Annotated in this window: 18 protein-coding genes; 8 read left to right on the top strand and 10 right to left on the bottom strand. The window is 60.4% G+C overall.

The window, feature by feature from the left end; translation table 11 throughout:
* Window positions 1-289: 289 nt before the first annotated feature.
* Window positions 290-838: an EF-hand domain-containing protein gene (locus tag ACFMBG_RS21935; RefSeq protein ID WP_421056800.1), complete on the bottom strand. Its 549-nt coding sequence runs from the start codon at window positions 836-838 to the stop codon at window positions 290-292.
* A gap of 267 nt (window positions 839-1105) precedes the next feature.
* Between ACFMBG_RS21935 and ACFMBG_RS21930 the strand changes: the two genes are divergently transcribed.
* A complete protein-coding gene (locus tag ACFMBG_RS21930; protein WP_421056799.1) occupies window positions 1106-2227 on the top strand; it encodes an aromatic ring-hydroxylating oxygenase subunit alpha in 1122 nt (373 codons plus the stop codon).
* 353 nt (window positions 2228-2580) lie between these two features.
* Here ACFMBG_RS21930 and ACFMBG_RS21925 read toward each other — a convergent pair whose 3' ends face one another.
* The 3 genes from ACFMBG_RS21925 to ACFMBG_RS21915 form a co-directional block, all read right to left on the bottom strand.
* Window positions 2581-2904, bottom strand: a complete 324-nt coding sequence (locus ACFMBG_RS21925; protein ID WP_421056798.1) for an H-NS histone family protein — start codon at window positions 2902-2904, stop codon at window positions 2581-2583.
* Window positions 2905-3013: 109 nt separating this feature from the next.
* Window positions 3014-4021 carry a nucleotidyl transferase AbiEii/AbiGii toxin family protein gene (locus ACFMBG_RS21920; protein ID WP_421056797.1) on the bottom strand — a complete coding sequence of 336 codons (1008 nt, stop codon included), beginning with the start codon at window positions 4019-4021 and terminating at the stop codon, window positions 3014-3016.
* Between the two features lie 4 nt (window positions 4022-4025).
* The gene (locus tag ACFMBG_RS21915) at window positions 4026-4622 is read right to left on the bottom strand and encodes a DUF6088 family protein (RefSeq protein WP_174149562.1); all 597 of its coding nucleotides are present in this window, start codon (window positions 4620-4622) and stop codon (window positions 4026-4028) included.
* 408 nt (window positions 4623-5030) lie between these two features.
* On the opposite strand from ACFMBG_RS21915, the gene ACFMBG_RS21910 reads away from it, so the two are divergent.
* The gene (locus tag ACFMBG_RS21910; protein WP_421056796.1) at window positions 5031-5393 is read left to right on the top strand and encodes a DUF2958 domain-containing protein; all 363 of its coding nucleotides are present in this window, start codon (window positions 5031-5033) and stop codon (window positions 5391-5393) included.
* Window positions 5394-5581: 188 nt separating this feature from the next.
* Window positions 5582-6097, top strand: a complete 516-nt coding sequence (locus ACFMBG_RS21905) for a hypothetical protein (RefSeq protein ID WP_027255863.1) — start codon at window positions 5582-5584, stop codon at window positions 6095-6097.
* Between the two features lie 589 nt (window positions 6098-6686).
* Here ACFMBG_RS21905 and ACFMBG_RS21900 read toward each other — a convergent pair.
* The 5 genes from ACFMBG_RS21900 to ACFMBG_RS21880 all read right to left on the bottom strand — a co-directional run bounded on the left by ACFMBG_RS21900 (window position 6687) and on the right by ACFMBG_RS21880 (window position 14277).
* A complete protein-coding gene (locus ACFMBG_RS21900; RefSeq protein WP_421056795.1) occupies window positions 6687-7643 on the bottom strand; it encodes a lysozyme family protein in 957 nt (318 codons plus the stop codon).
* A 196-nt stretch (window positions 7644-7839) separates the two neighbouring features.
* Window positions 7840-8331: a hypothetical protein gene (locus ACFMBG_RS21895; protein WP_421056794.1), complete on the bottom strand. Its 492-nt coding sequence runs from the start codon at window positions 8329-8331 to the stop codon at window positions 7840-7842.
* Window positions 8328-11312 carry a MobF family relaxase gene (gene mobF, locus ACFMBG_RS21890; protein ID WP_421056793.1) on the bottom strand — a complete coding sequence of 995 codons (2985 nt, stop codon included), beginning with the start codon at window positions 11310-11312 and terminating at the stop codon, window positions 8328-8330. The genes ACFMBG_RS21895 and mobF overlap by 4 nt, the downstream gene beginning before the upstream one ends.
* 1 nt (window position 11313) lies before the next feature.
* A complete protein-coding gene (locus tag ACFMBG_RS21885) occupies window positions 11314-13581 on the bottom strand; it encodes a type IV secretion system DNA-binding domain-containing protein (RefSeq protein ID WP_421056792.1) in 2268 nt (755 codons plus the stop codon).
* Between the two features lie 261 nt (window positions 13582-13842).
* Entirely contained in the window at window positions 13843-14277 is a 435-nt protein-coding gene (locus ACFMBG_RS21880) for a hypothetical protein (RefSeq protein WP_421056791.1), read from the bottom strand.
* Window positions 14278-15292: 1015 nt separating this feature from the next.
* Here ACFMBG_RS21880 and gcvA point away from each other — a divergent pair.
* The 5 genes from gcvA (at window position 15293) to ACFMBG_RS21855 (ending at window position 23445) form a co-directional block, all read left to right on the top strand.
* Window positions 15293-16213: a transcriptional regulator GcvA gene (gene gcvA / locus ACFMBG_RS21875; RefSeq protein WP_421056790.1), complete on the top strand. Its 921-nt coding sequence runs from the start codon at window positions 15293-15295 to the stop codon at window positions 16211-16213.
* Window positions 16214-16304: 91 nt separating this feature from the next.
* Complete coding sequence (locus ACFMBG_RS21870) at window positions 16305-17858, top strand: trimethylamine methyltransferase family protein (RefSeq protein ID WP_421056789.1); 1554 nt, start codon at window positions 16305-16307, stop codon at window positions 17856-17858.
* A gap of 23 nt (window positions 17859-17881) precedes the next feature.
* Window positions 17882-20290 (top strand): FAD-dependent oxidoreductase, encoded by a 2409-nt coding sequence (locus ACFMBG_RS21865; RefSeq protein WP_421056788.1) that lies wholly within the window; start codon window positions 17882-17884, stop codon window positions 20288-20290.
* Window positions 20291-21271: 981 nt separating this feature from the next.
* Entirely contained in the window at window positions 21272-21610 is a 339-nt protein-coding gene (locus ACFMBG_RS21860; RefSeq protein ID WP_421056787.1) for a carboxymuconolactone decarboxylase family protein, read from the top strand.
* Between the two features lie 104 nt (window positions 21611-21714).
* Window positions 21715-23445, top strand: coding sequence for a sigma-54-dependent Fis family transcriptional regulator (locus ACFMBG_RS21855; protein WP_421056786.1), 1731 nt, complete (start codon window positions 21715-21717; stop codon window positions 23443-23445).
* Between the two features lie 110 nt (window positions 23446-23555).
* Here the strand turns inward: ACFMBG_RS21855 and ACFMBG_RS21850 are convergent, their stop codons facing one another.
* Complete coding sequence (locus ACFMBG_RS21850) at window positions 23556-24848, bottom strand: HupE/UreJ family protein (RefSeq protein WP_421056785.1); 1293 nt, start codon at window positions 24846-24848, stop codon at window positions 23556-23558.
* Window positions 24849-24902 lie beyond the last annotated feature (54 nt).

Below are 24902 nucleotides of genomic sequence, written 5' to 3'. Positions count from 1 at the left end.
TGACGGGCCGCACCGCAGCGCCCGGTTACTGTGGCGAGTGACCGCTCTGGGCCGTTCTTGTTGCCAACATGGCGCCGATCCTGTGATGCATCCGAGGTCGGCTCCGGGCCCTGTTGACGTTATTTGCAGAGTCGCAAAGGTCGGCTTGGGTGTTAAGGTTCCTGATCGAAATTCAGTAGAGCCCCGTTGGGCCAGGCAGGCGCGGCCTGCCTGGCCCCCGCGGAGGCGCGCATCGCGCGGCGTAAGGGCTCCTCCAAACCCAGCCGCGGGCGCCGCCCGGTATTGCAGGTCAGCCGCTCTTCTGGCTGCGCAGGGCACGGAAGTCGCTGCGGGTCAGCTCGCCATTGCCGTCCGCGTCTACGCGGGCGAAGAACTGCTCGGCGACAAACCGGAATTCCGCCTTGGAGATGCTGCCGTTGCCGTCGGCGTCAGTCATGGTGAAGGGATCGGCATTGCCTGTGCGCTTGGCACCGCCGCCGCGTTTGCGCTGGCTATTCAGTGCCTCCAGCATCGCTGTGTGCTCACCCTTGTCCATGCTGCCGTTGCCGTCGGCGTCAGTCATGGTGAAGGGATCGGCATTGCCTGTGCGCTTGGCACCGCCGCCGCGTTTGCGCTGGCTATTCAGTGCCTCCAGCATCGCTGTGTGCTCACCCTTGTCCAGGCTGCCGTTGCCGTTGGTGTCGGCACCGTCGAACTTGGCCACCCGGGCCTCCACTGCCTCGGAGACGGTCACCTTGCCGTCGCCGTTCAGGTCCATCGCCTTGAGGCGGCTTCCGCCGGCGTAAGCAGGCAGGGCAACGGCGGCGATCATGGCTGTGATGAGGATTTGCGTCTTCATGGTCAGGTCCTTTGTTCAAATCTCAGCGACGGTATGTCCCTTCTGAAACGGGATAGCCCCGTGTTTCCGGCGCAAAAATCTGTCACGGCTCGCAAATGCGTCATCACCTTTCACAAGCTGTTGATATCAAGGTCTGAAACCGCCGTGCCTGCCGTAATCAGGCCGCCTGTTTCCGACCCCTTGGGCGGGAATGGAGGCGCAGCGCTGCCTGCAGGGCGGCACTCTGCGGGATAGCCAGTTTTGCCCGGAGGAGGAGAGATGGGGGAAATGAGCTTTGCCGGAGGTGTTTACACCACCCTGCCGGCCCGCAGCTATACGGAGGAAGCGCTCTTTGCGGAGGAGAAGGTGAAGATCTTCCGCCGTTGCTGGCAGCTGATCGGCCATGCCAATGACATTCCCAATGCTGGCGATTACGTGGTGGAGAATGTTTCCGGCACCTCGGTTATCGTGATGCGCGGCCAGGACGGGGAGATCCGAGCCTTCTATAATGTCTGCATCCACCGCGGTCATGAGCTGCTGGAGGGCAAGGGCTGTGCGAAGAAGATGACCTGCCCGTACCACGCCTGGACCTATGACACCGCGGGGCAGCTGCGCGCGGCTCCCAATGCCGCGAACTTCCCCGGTTTCGACAAGTCGCGGCACCACCTGCGCCAAGTGCGGGTCGAGGTTTTTTTCGGCCTGGTGCTGGTCAACTTGGATGCAGACGCCATGCCCTTTGCTGAACTGGCGGCTGAGGCCATTCCCGAGATCCAGGACTATGCGCCGAACCTGGAGAGCTACCATCGCGCGGCACGGACTGAACGGCTGGCCGCGGCCAACTGGAAGGTGGTCGCCGAGAATTTCAACGAGTGCTACCACTGCGCTGTGGTGCATAAGACGCTGACCACCGGGGTGGTGGATCCGGACCAATACCGCACCCGCGGCTATGATTACGGCATCCAGCATGTTTCGCCCGCGAGGCCCGACGGGAAGAAGAGCTATTCCTATGTGGCCGATCCGGAGGCGAAGACTGATAAATTCCTGACTTGGTGGTTTTTCCCGCTGCTGGCGCTGCAGGTCTACCCGGGCGGCATCGTGAATACCTACCGCTGGAAGCCTCTGGCTGTGAACCGGACCAAGATCGAGGTTGACTGGTGGCTGCCGCAGCCTGAGCCGAACGCGGTTGAAGAGGAGATCATCCTGCAGCACCGCACCACCACCTTTGCCGAGGACGGGCCGATCGTGGACTCGGTGCAGCGGGGACTGGAGTCCGGCGGGTTCGATACCGGCCCGCTGGTAGTGGATGCCATCTGCTCCTCTCAGTCGGAACATCCGATCATGGCGTTTCTAGAGCACTACCAGCAGGCTATGGGCCGGTCTTGCCGACGCATGTCTTCACCAGGATCCTGATGCCATGTTCATACTGGATGGCCGTTTAGGGCTTCTCGTGCACGGCTGTAGTCTCGTCGGCAAGCCGGCCAGGGCAGAGAATCTAGAGTTCTTTGAAGCTTGAGGGTGCGCCTCGCAAGCACCGAGTTCCCGCAGTCGCCCTGTGTGAGCGATACCTTAACCGCGCTCCTATTGGCGTTCAGGGTAGGCCAATGGGCCGGAAGTCCTGAAAAAGGGGCTAGGCCTAGTGTCTGACTTTTTGTCAGCGCAGGGAGTAGCCAAGACGTTGCACGGCGGCTGAACGCCACCGGTGCGCTATCTTTCTTGAGGCAGTTTATTGTCGCGTCGGATTGCGCAGCCAAGGCTCTGAGCCTTCAGATCTCAAGATCCTCAATGGACTTGCCAGCTTTCAATGCTTCGTGAACCCACGCCGGTTTGCGCCCGCGGCCGCTCCATGTCTGGGATGCGTCTTCTGGATTGGCGTATTTGGCCGGTGCCTTTGCGCCGGACTTTCGGCCCTTAGCGCCATGAAGCGCAATCACCTCTTCGAAGGGCACACCGTGTTTGTCGGCGATGGCCAGCATTTCAGAATAGGCGTTTTGCTTCGCTTCTTTTTCCACTTCAACTTTGCGGGCTTCGATTTCTTTGGCCAGGGCATTGAGCTCAGCCGCATTCAGTCCGTTCAGATCTATCGTCATGTCTCACCTGTGTATTCGGTTTGACGTTGTCAAAGCAGATAATGTTATTTGTGACAAGTGGCAGGCTTTTAACCTGGATACTAATTCAATCAGAATTTAGTCGTTGTACTCAGCTATTGATTTCAGCCTCGAAGCCTTCAAGTGCGTGCAGGATTTCATCGAAGTCAGGGGCTTGTCCGATGATCATTTCCTGCATTCCAGCGTAGTCCTTGCGCAATGCGGTTGTGAGTTCTTTATTTGGCATCAATCGCAGCGTGCCCGGTTTTGCATCTTGATAATTGGCCCAGGCTGCCTTGAAGAAGACCGACTTGTGATGCGCAACTTGATCCAGGAGATCGAGGCTGCTGAGCGCCCGGGACCTGGCCTCATGGCCGATAAGCTGAGCCATATCATAGTAATGGCGAGACATGCGGTCAGCGAGTGGCTTGGCGGTATCCTGATGGTAGAGCATGTGCAGGATTGTTGCCTTTTCCCAGAAGGTGCGCTCGACACCTAAAACCTTCACTTCGATCTCGCCAGTGTCCAGCAGATCCGGAAAGGCCTGGTGCAGGTATGGGGAAATCTTCCGGTCTTCGGCAGGCAGGTGGACACCCCGTGCACCAAATTCAAAGCGAACCGCAGGTTTAACGTAACTATCTGACGATGCTGCGATTGATGGGTAACTGAAGAGCAGTGTTTGCGCATCACTGCGGTCAACCTGCAGTGAAAACTCCTGCTCCAAACCAGCATCAAATGCAGTTTTGATTTCATCAAGAAGATGCCCGGTGACTATTTTTCCGGCCGCATCCTGCAGTTCCTGGAGAAGCTGTTTTTGTTTTTTGCCGGATAGGTCAGTGTTTTCAGGATCCCGATCGCCGTCAAAGCCAAACTTTGTCCGGTCGAGGGACAGATCCACATCTTCGGAAAAGCGGTGGATTACGTCATAAGCTTTGGAAAGGGATGTTCCGCCTTTGAAGATCATATGATCTCCAAAGGTGGGCAGGGCGAACAACTGTTTGAGAGACCAGCAGACCCAGAAATCCTTCTCGACAATCGCCTTGGACAATCCAAGCTGCGCGGCGGTTTCCTGAAAGGCTTCGTCCCGGTTTTCAGGTGTTTCGTTGGCAAACTTCTCCATATTCTCAGGCCTGCGTGACGATCTGCTGAACGATAGGGTGCATCCAGGCGGGTACGTGCTTGCTTTGTTTGGAGAGCAGGGCCCGGTCACGGTTATTCAGCGTCTGAGCCAGTTTATCGATTACGTGGTTATCGATCCGGTCTTTCCCGACATAGCGCAGTGCCTGGAATACCGCGCCGGTCTTCTGGCCCGCTCCAACAAGGGTTTTGGAGCAAGCGTTCCGAAACTGGATCACTTGCCGCCCGATTGTCTTGGTGCGTGTTGGGCCATCGGTCAGATAAGTCGGCTTGGACGGCACCTGCGTGGAAAGGCCCAGCTGGTTGGCGGCCATGGCAGGGGAGGGCTGAAGGATCTGATTGTCCTTGCGTGCGATTGCCTTTGCAATGTCATCAGCAGATGGCGACAGCAAACCGAAGCGCTGGCTTTTCTTGGGGTAGTCGTAGAGTCCCCGGGTCAGGCGGCGGATTACACCTTGGCCGGCCAGCCGCGACAAAGCCTGGTCCACGCTCGCGCGGGATCCGATATCCAGAAAATCCGTCGGCGTGAAAATTGACCCGCGGCCTTTCCCGATGATGCGCTGTTTTATCTTGGACATGATCATGGCGTATCTCCTTGTCAGAAAATAGTATAGAAATTGCTGACTATCAAGCTTTGCGGTGATCACGCTGGCAAGGCGCCAAGTTGCTGCAAGAAAACGGAAGGACCAGTTTGCCCGACTTTTGAGAAACCTGCTTTCCTTGTTTGTCTTGGGGTTCGGGCAAGCCGAACGCCGCTGCGACGGATTGCTAGGGGGCTTTGCCCCCACGCGCCCGCAACCGGAAACCGCCGGGACCGTGTCCTCGGCTGCGCCTGCGGGCCGCACCACTCCCATCGGTTTCCGGTTGCAGTTGCTACCCCCCACGCTTCGCCAGCGGGTCAGGTTTTAGAGACGGCGCCCTTGCAGGGCTCTGCTCAAAACCAGAGCCAAAGGGGGCCTCCCGATGGCCATGACACAAAGGAGACGTTTGGTATGAACCTGTTTACGAAAGGCCAATTTGAGAAACTGCTGCAGAACGGGGCAATTGCGGCACGGGAGAGGGCAGGGGAGGTTGTGGAAGACATGTCGCGTCAGCCGGTGGTGAAGCTATTCACGCCCTGGGGCTCCGCAACCTGGTTAATCAGCGAAATTGATCCTGAAGACAAAAATATCGCCTTTGGTCTATGTGACCTGGGTATGGGTTGCCCTGAGCTGGGCAGCGTGTACATCCCGGAACTGATGGCAGTCCGCGGTCCCTTTGGCTTGAGGATCGAACGCGACCTTTACTGGGTACCGTCGAAGCCGCTTGTGGATTACGCACGGGAGGCGCGTCATCACGGTGCCATCCAGGCGTAAGCCGAACCTTGTCTTGCATGGAGTAAGGGCCTGTCCTAACCGTGCTGCTAATACCCTATGAACTTTTGGGCTGCCGACTGGCCGAGGCCAGTCCCCACGCCTGCAGCAATGAATTTGAGCAAAATTAGTTGCGCTAGGAGGACCCGACTTGGTCCGGTGCGCGCACATTCTGTTGAGGATTAAGCCCAATGTCTGAACTTGTGAATTCCTTGCGCCAGACCTGGCGCTCTGCCCAGCTGTATATCGGTTTCCACCGGGACCAGAAAGGCGCGCGGCGCGCAGCCCCGAAGGTGTGGCCGCCGAAGAATGCCAGTGCGAGTATTCACAATGATCCAAGCGAACAGGAAGCCTTTGTTGTGGTCAGAAGCGCAGCAGGGGACACGGACCAGGACGTGCAAATCAAGCTGCGCCAGGACAAGATTGTCCTGCGCCGCGATTTCCCGGATGCCTGGAACGGGGTTCTTGTGACGGAAGATTCAGTATCGGTTGCGGTGGCGGGCATTTCGATCCGGATCAGCCATGATGGTTCCATCACCCGCGAAAGCAGCAGCGAGACCACCTGGGTGGAGGCAGACGGATCTGTACTGAAGAAGACAGAGTTCGCGGAAGCCAGCATCTCCGCCGACGGGGTGGACCTGACACGCCGCACTTCCGATAGCATCGCAGCTGTTGGCAAAGATGGCATCATCGCCAAAGCGCGGTAGGGCGGGGAGTATCTCCGCTGCTTTGATATCTGCGCCGAAATGCGGGCAACTGGAAACAGAAGTTCCCGGTTCCAGAGCCTCAACCGGGAGGAACGCAGGCGGCTGCAGCCCCGGCCGGATTTGTTAACCTCTAGCCTGTTATAGTCAGAGCCGCCCCGGCATGTGTCCAGGGCATCCCGAGGTTTGGAGGGGCATTTGACTGTACATGGCGCACTCTTTTTTCTGACCCTATCCTGGGCCTCGATCTTCGGAGTCTGGTCAGGGCTTTTCGCGGCCGTGTATTTCCTTTTTTTGTGCGGCGTAAGATCGGGCGGGTTTTTCCGAAGCCTTGACCAGTTCTCAGTCTGGAGACGTGGCTAACAAGTTCAGATACTGCCACTCAAATTGTTCATCAACAGGGCGGCCAAGGCACTTAACCGGCCGCCTGCATGTCGCATTTAGCGCCATCTTTCAGAAGCTCGGAATGCTGCCTTTTGCGTTTTGAAGGCTTCCCATTTGCGTGTCTCAACCCCGCACAAAACTGGAAGAGTTGAACCCCGCTCCTGTAATGCCAGTGCGGTAATCAGGGGTGTTTTGGTGATGATCCGGATCATTGCCCCAGCCGTGTCCAGACTGCATTCATTGGTTTTGCTTGGGCCACCGGAGAAGCTGCAGTGATCCGCGCTGTTCCGGAGCCAAAGATCCTTTCCATCTGCTTGCCGTAGAAAGCCCGCGTGATGGTCGCGCGGTTCCCGGCATATCCATGATAAGCAGACTTTCCGGACGCCAGCGGCAGGCCAGCCCAGATGCGCGCCAGGTTGTCCATGAAGGCGGAACGTGAAATCCTGCCAGACGCAAACTTCTGATACCCTGCGTCAGAGATCAGGAGAGCTGCCATCCGGTTCTGTGTCGCACGGCTGAAGCGGGCTCCGTCAGGCAAGCCGAGACGCTTCTGCAGATTAAGCAAGGTTGAAGGTATGATCTGGAAGTTTCCGATGGCATGGGGCTCGCCCGGCGTGCGGTCGATCCAGGTGTAGATTTCCGCAAGGGTCATTTGCGAGGGTTTCTTGCCTGGCCTCACCTTGGCGCCGTGGTGGATTGCGTCATAGCGGCCGCTGGGAGCTTCAGCAAAGGCGATGAGGGCAAACAGCTTTTTGACACTGGAGCCGGAAGGCAACCGGAAGGAGGCCGGGGCAGGGGGCTGCTTTCCCGGCCGCGAGAGCTCAAAGGCATTGAGGGCAACCCACTCGCTTTCCCGTGCGGCGAAGTCCCAGCTGCTGCGGGAAGAGGCGGGAGCGGAAGCGAGGTTTTCCCGGATCTCGGCGGTCTCTTTCAGGCTAAAGCTGATTGAGCTGGACCACCCGTCAGCAGAGGCCGTCACAGGAGCCAGGATCGCGATCAGAAAGGCCGGAGGGGCAGTTCTCACCCTCCCGCCCCAGCGGGAAATTGAGGCGCTAAGCACCGCTCCACAGTCGGGCTCTTGGCTCAGCCCTCTCGAAGGGATCGGGCCAGCAACGCCCAATTCGGCCCTTTGGGCCTCATGGAAGGTCCACACATAACGCAGCAAAGCTGCAATCAGCGTAAGGCGCTGATTTAATGGCCAAAATTGGCATTCCGGCAATCTGGCATTGCTAGACCCTTGTGGAGCCTTATTTTTAAGGGCCGGAAGGGCCATGCCATAGGTGATGGCACGGCCGTGCCACGCGAATGGCACGGGATGGCACAGAATGGCAGGCCGCATTCCGGCTGTTTTAGGGAGGTGCTCACCGCTCGATCTCCGCTTCTGTTTCCAACTCGTGCTCCTGGCCGCCGCGCTCCATTTCCCGCAGGATCGCCGTCTGAACAGAGGCCTCGATTTCCCGCAACCTTTCCAGCTCGGCATCCCCGAGCATCCGGGATTTTGCATGGGCTTCTTCCACGGCCGAATTCGCCAGTGCAAGGATCGTTTGATGCTCCTCGTTGCTCTCGCTCATCAGTGAGGCGATCAGCACGCGGATCATTTTCATCTCCAGGGTGGCGGCATGGGTGAGGCTCTGAAGAGCCTCCGTCTGGCGCGCAACGGCCGTCTCCAAAGAGGCGAGCCGCGCCGCCAAAGGGGCGTTGCCACCGGCATTGGCCTGCGTGTTCTCCAGCTGCTCCAGCAGGCCGGTAATGGCGTCGTCCAGCGCCTTGGGACGGTTCCCGTCCTGGCCATCAATCAGCTGCCGGGCCACCGGTCCGAGGACAATCCTGACTTTCTGCGATGCCTCTCTCATCGTTCAATCTCCTTCTGGCGTTGCAGGATCAATTCGGCCTGCTTTTCAAATTCTTTCATCTTCTCATCGAAGAGGCCGGGCAGGGTGGGGGTCTGCGCGTCTTTCTCCCTGGCCTGTTTCTCCTTCGCCGCCGCTGGTTTTTCCTGAGACTGTTCCCTGATCTTCTCCTCCTCGGGCTGCCGCTCACGGGCACCCGCGAGACGCCCATCCATCCAGGTATCAAGCGCGGTCTGGCGGAGGCCGGTTTCCCGCTCGATGGTCCTGGACAGGCGCTCGGGATCCTCGGTCAGCAGTATTGCCTCATCGCGCGCCCGGCTGATCTCCACGTAAAAACTCTTCCGCGTCGCCAGCCGTTCGGTGGAGCGCATGGCCACGATCACCCGGTCCACGGACTCGCCCTGCACCGCGTGCGCGGTGGCGGCGTAGTCATGCTCCAGCCCGCGGGCGGCGAGACTGTTGCCCGGTACGGTGACGCGGGTGCCGTCCGGTGTTTCTGCTTCAATGACGCCGCCGAAGGTTGATTTGATTTCAGCCCGGAGACCGTTCTTGATGCCGCTTTCCGGGTCTGTGATCCGGAACCGCACCTGGTCCCCCGCGGCCATTCTGCGCTCTTCCCGCTCGTAGGCCACAAGCGCCTTTCCAAGCTCCCGCTGATTGAACCTGGCATCAAGGGGAAGGGTTGACCGGGTGCCGGTTTCCTCATGCTCGACGGTCAACCTATTGCGCTGGTGATCGGCCTCGCGGACCACGTAGAGGTTGTTCTTCCGGAGGCCGTATTCCTTGCTGGTGGCCACGGACATGATCAAATCGCCGCGGGCATAGCTGCGGGCGTCGGCCAGTTCTGTTTCGGTCAGCTGGCGGTTCAGAAGGCCGCTCACCTTTGTCTCTTCCCCTGCCAGCTTGCCCTCCTGCCGCAGGCCAGTGCGCACCGCCTCGTTGACCTCTGAGCGGGCCGCGTTGGTGAGGGTGAGAATCCGGGTGCCCTCGCGTTCGGCCGGGGCCAGGGCAAGGTACCGGACGGCTGCGTCCTGGCGCGGATTATCGACCTTCAGCACGTTGTCCTCCAGCCGGTTGAAGGCGGAGTTCACCTCGCCGCGGATCGCGTGATAGACGGAGGCTTTCAGATCCTCGTCGCGCTGACGGCGGATCTCATCCATAACCGCGGTCCGCATCCCGGCTTTCTGCAACTGCGCGAACGGCTGACCTGCCGCAACCGCGTCGAGCTGCCGGGTGTCGCCTACGAAGACGACGCGGCGCGCGCCGGTGCGCTCCGCGTACTCCATGAAGCTGCGCATGTCCTGGGCCGACACCATTGAGGCTTCATCGACCACAAGGATGGTCCTGCTGTTGTCCGCCTCCTGCGGATGGTGGCGTTCTGCGGTAGTGACCTTGGCGAGCGTTTCCGCGCTGCCGAGAACGCTGGCCAGCTCCTGCACCGCCTGGTGGCTCGGGGCCATGCCCTTCACCTCATAGCCGCTCTGGGCGGCGTAATGGGCCATTCGTTCCAGCATGAAGGTTTTGCCGGTGCCCGCGAAGCCCTGCACCCCGACATAGCGGCCTTCGCCGGTCAGGGACGTTTGTATTGCCGCACGCTGCCCGCCGGTGAGACTGGCCGCAGCGGCAAGCTTTGTCAGCAGGGTGCTTTCACCGCTGTGCCCGCTGTACCCGTTCAGCTCCAGACCGCCGGTTTTCTCTGCCTGCCGCCATGTGGCCAGGATGGAGCGTTCCAGGTCCACCGAAGCCTTGTCGGTCAGGATCTGCCCGTCCCCGCCGCTTTCGAAGAGCCGTCCAGCCTTGATCTGCCGGTTGATTTCCGCGTCCACCGCCTTGAAGTCCGAGCCGGAGGCAAAGCGCATGGCGGCCACGGTGAGGTCGGCCCGGCTGTAAGCGGATTCCCGTTCGCTGATATGCGCGATGGCTCGGTTTACAGCCTGCCCGGGGTCCGTCTGCACGCGCGTCACAGCAGCGGCGCTGGTCAGCATGGCCTTGGCCCTTTCAAACATGCCGGCCGGCTGGCCAGGTTCCGCAATGGGGGCGATCGGGCGCTGCTGAACAATCGGCACCACAGGCTGAGGGGCAGCGTGCCCCATCCGGCCGAGGTCCAGCTGGTCCCGGCTGAGCCCGGCAGCCAGCGCATCCGCGCGCCAGGTTTCCCGCAGCGCGTCTCGGTCGACTTCCTTGTGTTTGGCTGCGCGTGTGGCAAGGGCCGCCTTGCTGGCGTTATCGGCCGTATATTCAACACCTTTCTGTTCAAGGGCCTGCAATATTTCCTGGCGCCGTTTGGAGAAAGCTTCGGTCACTTCCTGCGGAATTCCGGAAATATTCACTTCGCCGTATTTCCCGCGCTCCGTAGAAATACCAAGATCAGCCATCCGGTTCTCGAAATCGGAGCGGTAGATCTCTGTAATGATCTTTCGGTTCTTGTAGACGGCGTCATTCCGGAGTGCCGAAAATCCGCCGTTCTCGTTTTTTACCATGTTTGCAATGACGGCATGGCTGTGCAAATTCGGATCCAGCGCACGGGACGTATCGTGCCGGTAAATTCCGGCAATGATGCCTTCCCCGTTCTTTGTGACGATTTCTCCATCCTGCTGGAAGCGCGTTTTAATGAATCGCTCTTCCACCACAGTCATTGCCGCGCGCACCGCGGCATCATGGGCGTCTAAGATGCGCGTGTCGCCGATCACCAGGGCTGCCACTGAAACTGACTTGGACGCGGAAAAGGTGAGGTCGAGCCCGGGCCGGTGCTGCCGTTCGCCCTCCACATAGCGGCCCATCAGCTTTCCGTCAGGAGCCTGGCCATCAAGCAGCTGTGCAAACTGCTTGTCATCGGCATAGCCGGTCAACCCGTTCTCTTCCGCAGCCTTGCCGAACCAGGCGGCTGCCTTTTTGCCTTCCTCGGTTCCCGCTTTGTAATAGCCTTCCTGTTTGTAATAGCCGCTGGCCGCTGCCCCGGCCGAGACGGTGGATATCGACATCATGTCACTTCACTCCCCGGATGGCGGTCTCAACTGCAAGCAAGGCGCGGGCGGCGGATGTTTTGGCGGGTGCCTCTATCAGCTCCACAGTGTGCTGCGGGGTCTTCCGGTTCGGCTCGGCCTGCCCGATCCCCGAATGCGCCTGCAGAGACAGGGGCAGGGCAGGCCCGCTGGTGGCTTCCGCATCGCCCGCGGGTCTAGGTTGGCCCGGGCTTTCCGTTGCCAGTGCAGCTGCCGGTTCCGGGTGTGCCGACGCGGTGCCGGGGTAGGGGAGCGCGGCGGTTTCGCGGGCTTTGGCGGCCCCGTTGCTGACAAAGCCTGCATAGGGATCCGGCGGGCCGATCTCTTTCAGATCGCGGCCGCGCACCCGGGCGGTGGCAAAGTGCTGCCAGTACCAGTCCCGTTCCGGGATGCTGGCGGGATCCTCGATCAGCACAGCGCCTTCGGGGCGCACGCGGTCCAGGAAGCGGAAAAACTCAGCCTTCTGCTCTTCTGCTTTCAGGGCTGCGAAGCCCTTTTCCGCGGTCTCGCCCTCTTGGATCTCCACGTTTAGCGCGGTGACCTGCATCCCGCCCGCATCGAAGCCGTTGCCCTTGTAGGGGACGAACTTTTCCGCGGTGGCCGTGGTCGGCACAGGTTCAAAGCGCACTCTGGCGGTCGGGGCGTCATAGGCCGGGCGGAAGTAGGCCACGAACTGGGGCAGGGACTGGATCTCTGACGGGGTGACAATCGCGCGCTGGATGCGGCGGCCGACAATGCCCACACCGTCACGGGTGTCGTGGGCACCGAGCGTGATGTTTTCCTGCTGCTCGATCACGTCCTCTTCACCGAGCGAATGGGAGGAGCGCTGCGCCGTATTGTAGTCGGGGGTGTTGAAGACAACCCGGTTGTTGAGGACACCGGAAATCGTCTCAGCTGCCTTGCCGCCGTAGATGTCTTCCAGTTGGGAAAACACCTGGTAGCCTACAACGAAGGCGCCGCCGAACTGCCGGATCTCCGCAAGGCTCTTGGGCAGGAAGGGCATCTTGTTGAGGGTTGGAACCTCATCAAGGAAGAACCAGACCTTGGGGTCGCGGCTTTCTTCTGTCGTCATCAGCGCGTTGGCGGCCACTTCAAAGACGGTGGAGACGATGTTGCGCACCGCGGCCGACTGTTCCGCGTTACCGGTCAGGAACACAAAGCCGGGCCGGTCATTTACAACCCAATCCCGGATCGAGAAAGGTTCGGCATCATCGCGCAGGTATTCCAGAAACCGCAGTTCGGTGATCATGTTGGCGCGGATCGAGCCGGAGGTCTTGGCAACATGCTCTCCGAAGAAATGAGCGCCGGGCGTCGCTGCCACCAGCTTGCCCAGCTCCTCTGAAGGAATGTTCATGATGGCCTTGCGGAGATCTGCGTTGGTGGTCTTTCCGGCCTTTGCCAGCTCACGGGCGGCGTACTGGAAGACAAGCCGCGCGGATTGGGTCCAGAAACTGTCCAAAGAGCCTTGCTGATCCGGGATCATCACCTCGGCGATCTGCGCGAAGCCTTCCGGCGAAACCACCTCGTTGAAGGGAGACCAGCCCACAGAGCGTTCATCGAAGGGGTTGAGGATGATGTCTTTTTCCGGGTCGTAATGGTCCCGCAGCAGGCCGCCCATGCGGTCATAGATGATGGCCCGGCCGTCAACCGCCCGGATGGTGTTCAGCAGCTCGTGCATGGCATTGGTCTTGCCAACGCCGACGGTGCCGGTGATACCGATCTGCGCCTCTACAGCATTGGGGGGAAATTCGATCCCGGCCAGCGTGTAGCGGGGGCCTTTCTTGGAGCCCTTGCCAAAGCGCTTTTCGTAGTCGCGCCATTTTCGCCTGGACCAGGCTTTCAGCTCCTTGGCTGTAACCAGGCGCGCGCCCCGGATATGCTCTTCCTCCTTCAGCGACCGGCCGACTATGGCAAAAACAGCGAAGGTGAAGGCAAATGCCGCAGCGGCGGGCAGCAGCGAGAAATAGAGGAAACGCCAGGCATTTGCCGCGTAAAGCTCATAGATCTTGCGTAAATCGGGGTCTGCATAGATCTGTCCAGCGGTGCGCTTCACGCGCTGCCCGCCGAGATCCGCATAATTGAGTTCGCGGAGTTCAGTGCCGCGCTGTTCGACGTTGAATTCCGCAATCCAGTAGATGCCGGTGAGCCGCACCTTATCCAGCTCGTAGTTCCGGGCGACCAGGACCAGAAATGTGATGGTGAAGGCGGCGGCGGCCATTGAGGTGCTGTACTTGAGCACCTGTGTTGCCATGCGGGTCCAGTGTTGTGTTGTCTGGCCGCCTCTGACAAGCTGGGTATGTCCTTTGTGGCCCATGACGTATTCCCTCGTTTCTTTGCAACGCGAGCCTTCCGACAGCTCGGGACACCCGCGGCGCCTCGCAAGTCATTGTTTTCGAACGGCAATAACCGGGGTTCCGCGGCCCGGATGCCTCCTGGGCCGCGCTGAAAGCGCTCTGCGCTATAATCCTGCTTATGTTAAATAAGTCAGTCTATCTGACCTAAATTGCGCCTGCTAAGCGTGCGGCTGACTGATGCAGTATTGCCGGTACGCATCGTGCTCCACGCCTTTGACCAGCGCCGGTTCCCAGCCTTTTGCAGGGTCATAGACGCGCATGGTCATCAGGGCGTTTTGTGGCGGCTCGTATGTCCCGAAACGGTTCTTGGCGGTGAAGCGGGCGCAGACGAAGAAATCCTTTTCCGGGAACGGCCACAGGACGGCCGCATAGCGGACCGGTCCCACGCTCACATCCTTGGCGGTGTCGCCTTCTGGGACATTTGCAACCAGCCACTGCCGTAGGGCTGCCATGCTCTGGGCTTTGGAAGGCCCGCCAGCTGGAACAGGTTTCTCAAAGGTGATTGCGTGCTTGTCCGGCACGGAGCCGTCATTCAGGCAGCCGGAAAGCGCCGTTGCGGCGAAGATGGAGGGGATAAAGTGCTTGAGTTTCATGCTCGTGGTTTCCTCTATTCCGGGAGGTTTTTGCGGATACTTCAGCAGCCATTGGCAAGTTGCACGCGCTCGAGTCCTGCCGTTTTTCCGGGTGCACAGGCGATTTCCCTGCGGACAGAAAGTTCTGGTCTCCGGCTCAAGGAGACCAGAGCTCGGACCGGGAAAATGAAACCGTGGAGATGCGGCTGGGCGCTGTCTTGCCCTGCCCTCCCTACCCCGGCAATTGGGCGAGCGATTGTCTTCAGAGCGAAGCCGGAGTGATCCAAGATACGGCTTTGAGATCCCATTGCCTGTACAATAATCGCGGCAGTTAGCAGTTGGTGAGTTCTGGTTTGAACTGCTTAGATTATTCGGAAGCTCTGCGAAATCTGCCAATCTGACCCCGGTCAAAACGGCAGTGAAATGATCTGAGTTCAATGGATTCAGAGGGTTGAGTAGTTCGCCCTCGCCATTTTTGTCCAGGCCGGATCGGTAGCTTCAAATCTTGCTACGTGAGCATTGACCAGAGGCGGTACCTTCCATCTGTTCTTGGAGCTCTATTGCGTCATCTCCTCTTCAGTCCTCCCGCTGGTGTTATCGGGCGTTTTCCTTGCGATCGTTCGACTGAATGGTGGCCGTTACCAGCAGCGGACCTTCAGACATCGTGCGGCGAACGAGCCGTGAGAGCCCCAGAGTGTGTATTTGATTTTCATGCTGCGTGCGCTCGCAGCGCGCCGGTCCGCTGCTTTGCCGAAAACTGCCCGCTGCATGGCAGAAGGAAATGCGGCCATTCCGTCAGCCTGCGGCAAATCTAAACCACGAATTCTCACAGCGCCGGACATAGTACTCTCCCGCTGAGGGCGCACTCATGGCGGCCTGCGGCTGGATCCGGTCAAGATTGAAGAGGAAAGTGCTTTCATTCGGCCCGCAGGCCGCTGTGTTCAAGTAAATCTCCTGTCTGGACAAGGTATCCTCAGGCCGTGCATTTCTTTGAACGATGTATTAATCCTGCTTTTGCGAGTTCGAAGGAGCTGCGATGAGAAAATACGCGTTGCCAGCTTTGTCGCAGCTTCACACGTTTGAGGCGGTCTCCCGGCGGATGAGCTTCACTGCCGCCGCCGACGAATTGTGCCTGACGCAAAGCGCGGTCAGCCGACAGATCAAGGCTCTGGAGGCTGCGCTTGGCCGACCGTTGTTCCTGCGCCAACACCGCGCCATCGAGTTGACGCCTGAGGGGCGGCAGCTGTTTGATGCGGTGACGCGGGGGCTGGATGAAATCGGGCGCTGCGTGAATGAGCTGCGTGTGACCAGCGATGCGCCCCAGATCACGGTCGCGGCCTCAGTCGCCTTCTCCTATTACTGGCTGATGCCCCGGCTGGAACGGTTCTCCGAACGCCACCCGGACATAGACCTGCGCGTTCTGGCGACAGATCAGGCGGTCGACCTGACACGAGAGGAGGCGGATGTTGCCGTGCTTTATGGCGAAAACACCTGGGAGGGAGTTGAAGCCCGGAAGCTGTTTGCCGAGAAAGTCTATCCGGTCTGCAGCCCTGCCTACCTGCGGGATCATCCCAGTTTGCGCCGCCCCGCCGATCTGCTCGATCAGACGCTGCTGCACCTGGATGGCGGCGGCAGCATTTGGGGCGCCGTTGACTGGCAGGTGTGGCTGACGCGGCAGGGGGTCACCGGCCAGCCGGTACGCCGGGGCATCCGGCTGAACAGCTATCCGATGGTGCTGCAGGGGGCGGAGGCCGGGCGCGGGGTTGCATTGGGGTGGAGCTATATCACGGACGAAATGCTGGAAAGCGGGCAACTGGTCTGCCCATTGGATTTACCGTTGGAAACCCGGCACAGCTATTACATCGGCGCATTGGAGGACAAGATAGCGCAGCCGGAGATTACCGCCTTCCTGCAATGGATGACAGAAGAATGCGAATCTGGAGAAAGCTTCGCATGATCTGCGGGAATGCGTTGCATTCAATTTGATCGTTTGAGAGAGACGACGATTCGCAGCTTATTGGACCTCAGGAAACGCCACGAGGTCGCTCATGCCTGCAACCGCCATTCGAAAACCGAACCGCCGGGGCCGCGCCAAGCCCGAAGCCGCCCCCACGGCAGCCCCTGTCAGCCCGGGAATGGTCGGCGGGCAGTACCGGCCTCTCAGCCAGTCAGAGATGGAGCGGATCCACGAGCTGGTGCTGCGGCTTCTGGCTGATCTTGGTCTCAGCCAAGTCACCCCTAGCCTTGAGGCGCGCGCCGTCGCGGCAGGCTGCCGGGTGGACGATGCGGGCCGCCTGCGCTTTCCGCGCGCGTTGGTCGAGGATGTGATTGCCCGCACGAGACGCAAGTTCACCCTGCACGGCATCGACCCGGCGCATGACATCGAAATCGGCGGTAAGCGCGTGCATGCGGGCACCGGCGGCGCGGCGCCGACGATTATGGATTTCAACAGCGGCAAGTACCGCGAGAGCACCGTCTCCGACCTCTATGATATCGCGCGGCTGGTGGACCGGATGGACAATATCCACTGGTATCACCGCTCAGTCGTGGCGCGGGATGCGAATACGATCCTCGATCTGGATATCAACACCACCTACGCCTGCCTGTCGGGCACCGCGAAATCCATCGCCGTCAGCTACACCGACAGCGCCAGTGTCCGCGCAGTGATGCCGATGCTGGACGCGGTGGCGGGCGGCGAGGGCAAGTTCCGCGAGCGTCCCTTCTGCACTGCCGTCTGCTGCCACGTAGTGCCGCCGATGCGCTTTGCGACCGAAAGCTGCGACGCGCTGGAGGCGGCCGTGGAGATGGGAATGCCGATCCTGCTTGTGGCTGCGGGCCAGGCCGGGGCGACCGCACCTGCTGCCCTGGCCGGGGCCGTGGCGCAGGCCTGTGCCGAGGTTCTGGCCGGATTGGTTCTGTGCAACATCATCGACCCGAACTGCCGGGGCATCTTTGCCACCTGGCCCTTTGTCAGCGATCTGCGCACCGGCGCGATGTCGGGCGGGTCAGGCGAGCAGGCGCTGCTGTCTGCCGCCTGCGCGCAGATGGCCGGTTTCTACGACCTGCCGAATTCTGTCCCTGCGGGCATGACCGACAGCAAGCTGCCGGACATGCAGGCGGGCGGAGAGAAGGGCTACACCATTTCACTCGCCGCCCATGCCGGGGCTTCGATGATTCACGAATGCGCGGGCATGCAGGGCAGTCTGATGGGCACCAGCTTTGAGAGCTATGTGCTGGACAACGATCTGATCGGCGCCATCCTGCGCACGGTCAGGGGGGTCGAAGTGAGCGAGGACACGCTCAGTTTCGACGTGATCCGCGGCGTTGTGCTGGGCGAAGGCCATTACCTTGGCCACCCGCAGACATTCAACCGAATGAAAACCGACTATCTTTACCCGGAGATCGCGGACCGCCGCAGCATCAGCGAATGGGAGGATGCCGGCGCCCGCGATGCGCGCGAAGTGGCGCGGGACAAGGTGCAAGCGATCCTGGCGGAACACTACCCCCGTCACATCCCCGAGGCCTTGGACCGGCAGCTGCGCGAGAATTTCAACATCATTCTGCCCCGCGGCCGGATGTCCGGCGGCAACGGCGTTTGGTGAGCCAAGCAGGAAAGGATTTTGTCATGCAGTCTCATGCAAAAGTGGTGATCGTCGGCGGCGGCATGATGGGGGTGGGCCTCGCCTATCACCTCGCCGAAGAGGGCTGGAAAGACTTGGTGCTGATCGAGAAGGGCGAGCTGACCTCAGGCTCGACCTGGCACGCGGCAGGCCAGTGCCCCAGCTTCATCGGCAATTACAACATGGCCAAGATCCACCACTATTCCAACACGCTCTACCCGCGGCTGGAAGAGATCACCGGCCAGCCCGCCGGATGGCATGGCTGCGGCGGCATCCGGCTGGCCACCACGCAAGAAGAGGTGGACTGGTTCAATTACGTCGCCGGGTTCTCGGCCAACGTCGGGTTCCACATGGAAGTCATCGGCCCCGACCAGATCAAGGAGCTGAACCCTTGGCTCGAAACAGACGGCATTCTGGCCGGGGCCTGGACCAATATGGACGGCCATGTGGATCCGTCGAGCGCCTGCAACGCCATGGCTGCAGGCGCGCGGCAAATGGGGGTCACGATCATCCGCCACAACCGGGTAATGGGTATCAGCCAGATGCCTTCAGGCGAATGGGAAGTGGTGACCGAACACGGCAACATCACCTGCGAACATGTGGTCAATGCCGGGGGCTGCTACGCCCGCGAGGTCGGGCTGTGGGTCGGGCTGGATACGCCGATCACCAATATGGAGCACCATTACCTGGTGACCGAGGCGCTGGACGCGTTCAAGACCTGGGATGGTGAACTGCCGGTGATGCGCGACCCGGCCACCGCCGGATATTACCGTCAGGAGCAGAAATCGGGCCTGGTCGGCATCTATGAACACTACGGCGCCAGAGAAGCCTGGGATCATCGCGGCGGCTACCCCGAATGGGACAGCGAGAACGAGCTTTTCGAAGGCGATATCGACCGTATCGCACCCTGGCTGGAACAGGCCTTCGAGCGCATGCCGATCTTTGCCGAGGCCGGGATCAAGCGCATCATCAACGGCGCAATTCCGCACACGCCTGATGGCAATCCGCTGGCAGGGCCCGCGCCTGGGCTGCGCAATTTCTGGCAGTGCTGCGGGTCGTCCATCGGCATCGCGCAAGGCGCAGGCGTCGGCAAATACCTGGCGCAATGGATGGTCCACGGCGACAGCGAGATCAACATGGCCTGCGTCGATCCGCGCCGCTTCGGCGGTTTCGCCGATCAGGCCTACACCCGCGCCAAGAGCTTTGAGGATTATCACGAGATGTTCGTGACGCCCCTGCCGGGCCGCGAGGCAGCCGCCGGCCGCAAGGTGCGCACGACGCCGCTCTATGAGCCGCTCAAGGCCAAGGGCGCGGTTTATTCTCAGGTCTTCGGCTGGGAACGCCCAAAGTATTTTGCGCCCGAGGGCTTTGCCGAAGACCTGCAGTTCCGCCGCAATAATACGTTCGGCATCGTGGCCGAGGAATGCCGGGCGGTACGCGAGCGCGTGGGCATCTGCGACCTGTCGAGCTTTGCCAAATTCGACGTGGCCGGGCCGGAAGCGGAAGCGCTGCTGGACCGGCTGACAGCCAACAAGCTGCCGAAGAAACAGGGCGGTACCGCCCTGACCCATGTCCTTTCCGCCAATGGCCGGATCATCGGTGAATGGACCATTACCCGTCTGGCCGATGACCGCTTCTATGTGCTGACCGGCGCAGGTGCCGAATTGCAGGTGCTCGATCATCTCAGCGTTGCCGGAAACGGCGTGACTGTGACCAATGTGACCGATGATTTCGGCATCCTGGTGGTGGCCGGCCCCAAGGCGCGCGACGTGCTGCAGCCCCTGACCGAGGCGGACCTTTCCACGCCCTCCTTCCGCTGGCTGTCGGGGCAGGAGATCACCATCGCGGGCGTCGCCCTGCGCGCCCTGCGCGTGAACTATGTGGGCGAACTGGGCTGGGAACTGCACGCGCCGATGACCCGGCTGGCGGAACTCTACGCTGCCGTCCGGGAGGCTGGCGAACCGCATGGCATTTCCGATTTCGGCGTCCATGCGGTGAACAGCCTGCGCATGGAAAAGGCCTATCACGGCATGAACACGGAACTGACCAACGAAATCACCCTGATCGAGGCCGGCGGCTCCCGCTTCTACGCACCGGACAAAGGAGAGTTTCAGGGGCGTGCGGCGACTGAATCGGTCCGCCAGAAGGGCATCGCCGCCAAATTGGTCTATGGTGCGGCCGCCGCAACCGATTGCGACATCTACGGCGGCGAGCCGGTGATGCAAGGGAACAGGGTGGTGGGCGTCTGCACCTCAGGCGGCTACGGCCATGCCACAGGCAAGAGTCTCGGCTTCGCCTATGTCGATCCGGCGGCTGCCGGAGGGCTGGAGGTGGTTATCCTGGGCGAACGCAAGGCCTTTACCCTGCTCGACGACCCGGCTTGGGACCCCGCCAACGAACGCCAGAAGGCATGAACCGGTCCAGTGCCCGGAGTATGAATACGAGGTGAAATATCTGCCCGCTGTCCTGGTCTGCCGGTTAGGGGGATCCGGGGCTGCGTCTTTATCTGCAAGAAATCGGCAGCGGCGCTGATCCCGCCGCTTCTGCTCCAATCTTGACGATCCGAGCCTGAGAACCACGAGGCTGCTCACGGCTGCCTAGGTTCAGACTTCTGCCGTTGCTTGCGATCGCAAGATCCCGAAAAAATGGAGCTCGAAGCCGCCGAATGCCAGTGCGGCGTGGTCGAGGTTGAGGACGGACTGGAACCTACCGTTCGCCACGCAGGCTTTGCACCTGAGACTCTGCGGCTTCATTCGATGCGCTGACACTGGCGCTTGCATCGCCAGTGTTCGGGCAAAACGCCGCGAAAGCGGGTTTTGAGCCCACAGCAGAACTGTCAAAATCATGCTGTTCGCGCACGCAACACGCCAGTGCGCTGCGCCGCAGAGTTTCTCCCTCCGCATTGCAGAAGGATAAGCGGCCTTTCCCGCAGTGCAGGGCGGATCCGCCTGTGGCCTTGCAACTGATCGAGCATCGCACAGCGGTTCTAAAGGCGGAAATACCGCACATAGTGATCATCCTGGAGGACTCTGCCTATTTGGTTAGACGGGTTCCGTCCAATGGCACTGCGGCAGCAGACAGGGTTCTCGGCGTATCGCCGCTCTGTGGTGGCCCGGAGTGTTTTGGGTCAGGACCCACGAAGCATCTAATTGGGCAGGAAAGCCCGAAAACCTTCGAATTCCGTGCAGGCAGGCAGCTAGCAGACAGCAACTGTCTCATTTGCATGCTCGATGAGACAATTTCTCCGTCTCGAAAGAGAGTTCGGCCCTAGCGCTTTCTAAGCACGTTGAATGCAGCAATACTTTCCCCGGCCACCCAGCAATAGACAGACGCAGTCGGCCGCGGGCAGATCCGCGAACCGGCCGTCCCATAGTACTTGACGGAGAACCCGGAAATTGACGACAGCTTACAAGGACCAAGCCGCAGCAATCGACAAGCGCGCAGGAGCGCTGTTCAAAGCGGCGCCAGCGGTAATGTCACCCTACAGCCAGCTGGTAAAATCGGCTTCAGCTGAGGCGGAGCTAAGCAGCAAAACCAAGGAACTGATGGCGTTTTCGATCTCGATCGCAATCCGCTGCGAGGATTGCATCCTCTTCCACCTGCGCGCGGCGCTGAAACATGGGGCCAGCCGGGAAGAGGTTGTCGAGGCTATCTCTGTTGCAGTCGAGATGGGCGGCGGGCCGTCGGTGGTTTACGGCGGGCGGGCATTGGAAGCGCTGGAAGGCCTGCTGTGACAGCCGGGCGGGACTGGCCAAGTTGGACACAGCGCAGGATTTCAGCGAAACTCGCCTGACAAGCGGGACACAGCAGAAGGGCTGAAAAACGGGAGGTGCAAGCAATGTCCGCTTTTTTGGACAGGGCATCCGTGGACAAGCTGATCCGCTCCTCGCGGGAGCGGAGCCTGTCCAAGCATAGCCTGACGTCAAGCGCCAGGAACCCGATCCTCAGGCTGCAGGCAGATGAAATCTGCCACCGCAATGAGAAATTCCTGGATCAGGCCGGCGGGGCAGTGGCGGAAGTCGACAAGTCCGCCCTGCTGCCCAGCCGCTCCCGCTATTGCCTGCTGATCACAGATGCCGACGGGATTGTTATTGAATCCTATGCGCCCGAGGGGGTGGAGGCGGAGTTTCAAAGAAGCGGCCTTGTCAGGGGCGCAGTCTGGGATGAACGTGTCGCGGGCACCAATGGGGTCGCGATGGCGATGCAATCCGGCCGTGTTCTGACGGTGCGCGGCGGGGAGCATTTCTATGATTGCTTTCACCGGCTCAGTTGCAGTTCGGCCCCTTTGACAGATGCCCAGAACAACCTGATCGGAACGATAACGCTGGTTGGGTCGCTGCATCGGCGTCCTGAGGAATACGCATTGTGCGAGCAGGTCGTGCGGCGTGCCTCCCGTCAGTTCCAGACGCGCCTGTTCCGCAATTTTCACGCCGACAAGCTCACCGGGCGGGTGCTGTCGCGCAATCTGGAACAGCACCGCTGCTTCGAGACTTTGGTGGCTTGCAATGAGGAAGGTGTCATCATCTCGCATCTGCCGCTGTGGCGCGATGCAGCACGGCCGGCTGAGCACCAGGGCCTGGCGGGGCGGCACATCTCCGATCTGAAAGACCTTGAGGTCAGCCTGCGCGGACCGGCTGCAATCCCGCCCCGGCGCAAAGTCCTGCACCCTGACAAGCCGCGTCTTCCTGCCCGGATAGACAGGAATGCTGTTCTGGGGCGGCTGGCGGCAGAAGGCGGCGGCCTGCCGGTTCTGGCGGAACGGGCGCGCAAACTGGTGGCGCACCGGGTGCCGCTGCTGATTTGCGGCGAAACGGGTGCGGGGGCCGGACTGTTTGCCCGGGCGCTGTTGGAAGACCAGGGTTTGGACACGCCAATGGCGCTCACACTCGATGCGGCCCGCAACGGCACCGAAACGGATCTCGCGGAGGCGCTGAACAGCCTGGACTTTCTCAGCGATTACCCGGTTGGCGACACAGTCCCGACGCTGATCCTGAAGAATGTCGAAACTCTGCCGGCAGAAGCGCAGGCAGTCCTCGAACGCTATCTTGACAGCAGCCGGGCAGACAGCAGCTCAAGGGCGCATCCTCCGGTGTTGCTATTCACCGCGGGCAAACCGTGGCTGCAGCTTGAGAGTGACGAGGGCATTCCCAGGAACCTCTTGTATCTGCTGGCGCAGTCAGTTGTTGAACTGCCGCCGGTTACCGAGCGGGATTGCGAGACGGTGCTGGCAAATGTCATCGCCGAGAGTTTTGATACTCCTATCGAGATCGCTGAAAGCGCCTTGGAGGTGCTGGCCGGATACCATTGGCCGGGCAACAGGAGGGAAATGCTGGCTGTTCTGCGCGAGGCGGTGATTTGCGGCAACGGCAGGCGGATCAACGTGACCGACCTGCCGGCACGCTTGCTCGCGCCGCGGGAGGAAAGTTCCAAAGCGCTGACACGAGCGTCGCTGCGAGACGCGTTGGACAGCACAAACTGGAACGTGACAAAGGCCGCGCGCCTGCTGGGCAAGAGCCGCGCAACGCTCAACCGCTGGATTGCCTCGGAAGGGCTGCAGCGTCCGGAATAGTTTCTTGGACCTACACCCGATCAACCAAGTGCGCCCAGGAACCCGGCAAAGCAGCGTGCCTTGATTTCGATCAGGAACCCGGTGCGAACAGGTCTTCAACCCTTCTGAAATCACGCTACGGCGAAAGCGCTGGCCGTATCGGACAGGCGCGAGATCGCCGCGGAAATTGCGAAGACCATTATGCCAAGCACTACCGCTTTGCGCCACGAGATGCGGATCTTAGGCGAGATACGGTCAGTAAACACAATCAATGGAAGAGCTATTGCGTAAATGGCAAACTGACACAGCTCCAACCCCATCGCGAAAGAGATCAGAACCAGAGGATCAAACTGGCCCGTGAAAAGCGCTTCGGACGCCGAAGCGGCAAAACCGTAACCATGAATCAATCCGACAATCAGAAGGCTTGCCCAACCGAACGCACGGCCCTGTCGCAGGAAAACGGCGGTGCAGGCGTAGATGATCGACAAGATGATCGCAGTTTCGACCACCGGCACGAACCAGGACGCTGACGGTGCAAAACTGTAAAGGCCGGCCACGAGGGTGGTCATATGCCCGACAGTGAAGGCTGAGGCCCAGGAAAGTGCCTGACGCCAGTGCTGCGCCGCGATGGCGATCAGGATGATCAAGGCCAGGTGATCGAGCCCGCGATAAATATGCTCGGCCCCTGACTTGGCGGTGTCCAGCAGGATCTTGGTTGTCGTCGGCAAGGCTGGAAAGGACACTTGCAGCACGCCCATTGTCGCCCTTGTTTCGATGCCTGTTTCCCGGTGCAGTTTCGTCACTGTCCCGAGACTCTCCATCACACGAAAATTCCGGCCAAGCTGGGAGGTCAGGCTTAGTTCCTGCGACAGGATGCCGGAAGGTACGGAGATCATAACATCAAGCGTGAGATCGAAATAAGGCATTGGTGTTTCGCGGTCTTTGCTAAACGGAGCCTCAAAGGCAGACAGCGCGGACTTGAGGGTGCCGAATGAGGGCCGTGTGCTGTCTTCCCAGAACCTGAACTTCTCGACCCGGGTTTCCTGGCGTTGTCCTGAAACCCATAGTGTTACAACCTCGCGAAGCCGCAGTTTCAACGCCTCATCCGCCGCTGCGAGGGCGGTCGCGTCCAGAACCGGTTCACCGTTCATGTCAGCAGCAAAGGGAGGAAGCCGAACTTCATCGCTGCCCTGCCAGTCATCGGGCAAGAGCGCTAGGGGCGCGGGCATGCGGATCAGGATGATCGTCCGGTCATTGCCTTGTGCCGCGATATGGATGATGCGCGGATCAGCGTTGCTGAAATGCGCGCGGGCACTCTGAGGGCCGCAGAAAAGCACGGCAAGCGACAACAGGGCGGCAAGCAGGCTTCTTCTGAATGTAACGATCCCGGTAAATCTTGGCTTCGTCATATCCAATTCCCCCATCTTCCGGACCCCTGACGTCGATTGCAGCGGCCCGGATTGTTGTGATTACCTGGT

Source organism: Leisingera coralii, assembly GCF_049056525.1.
In the GTDB taxonomy this organism is placed as follows: domain Bacteria; phylum Pseudomonadota; class Alphaproteobacteria; order Rhodobacterales; family Rhodobacteraceae; genus Leisingera; species Leisingera coralii.
This window is presented reverse-complemented; position numbering and strand designations above follow the sequence as displayed.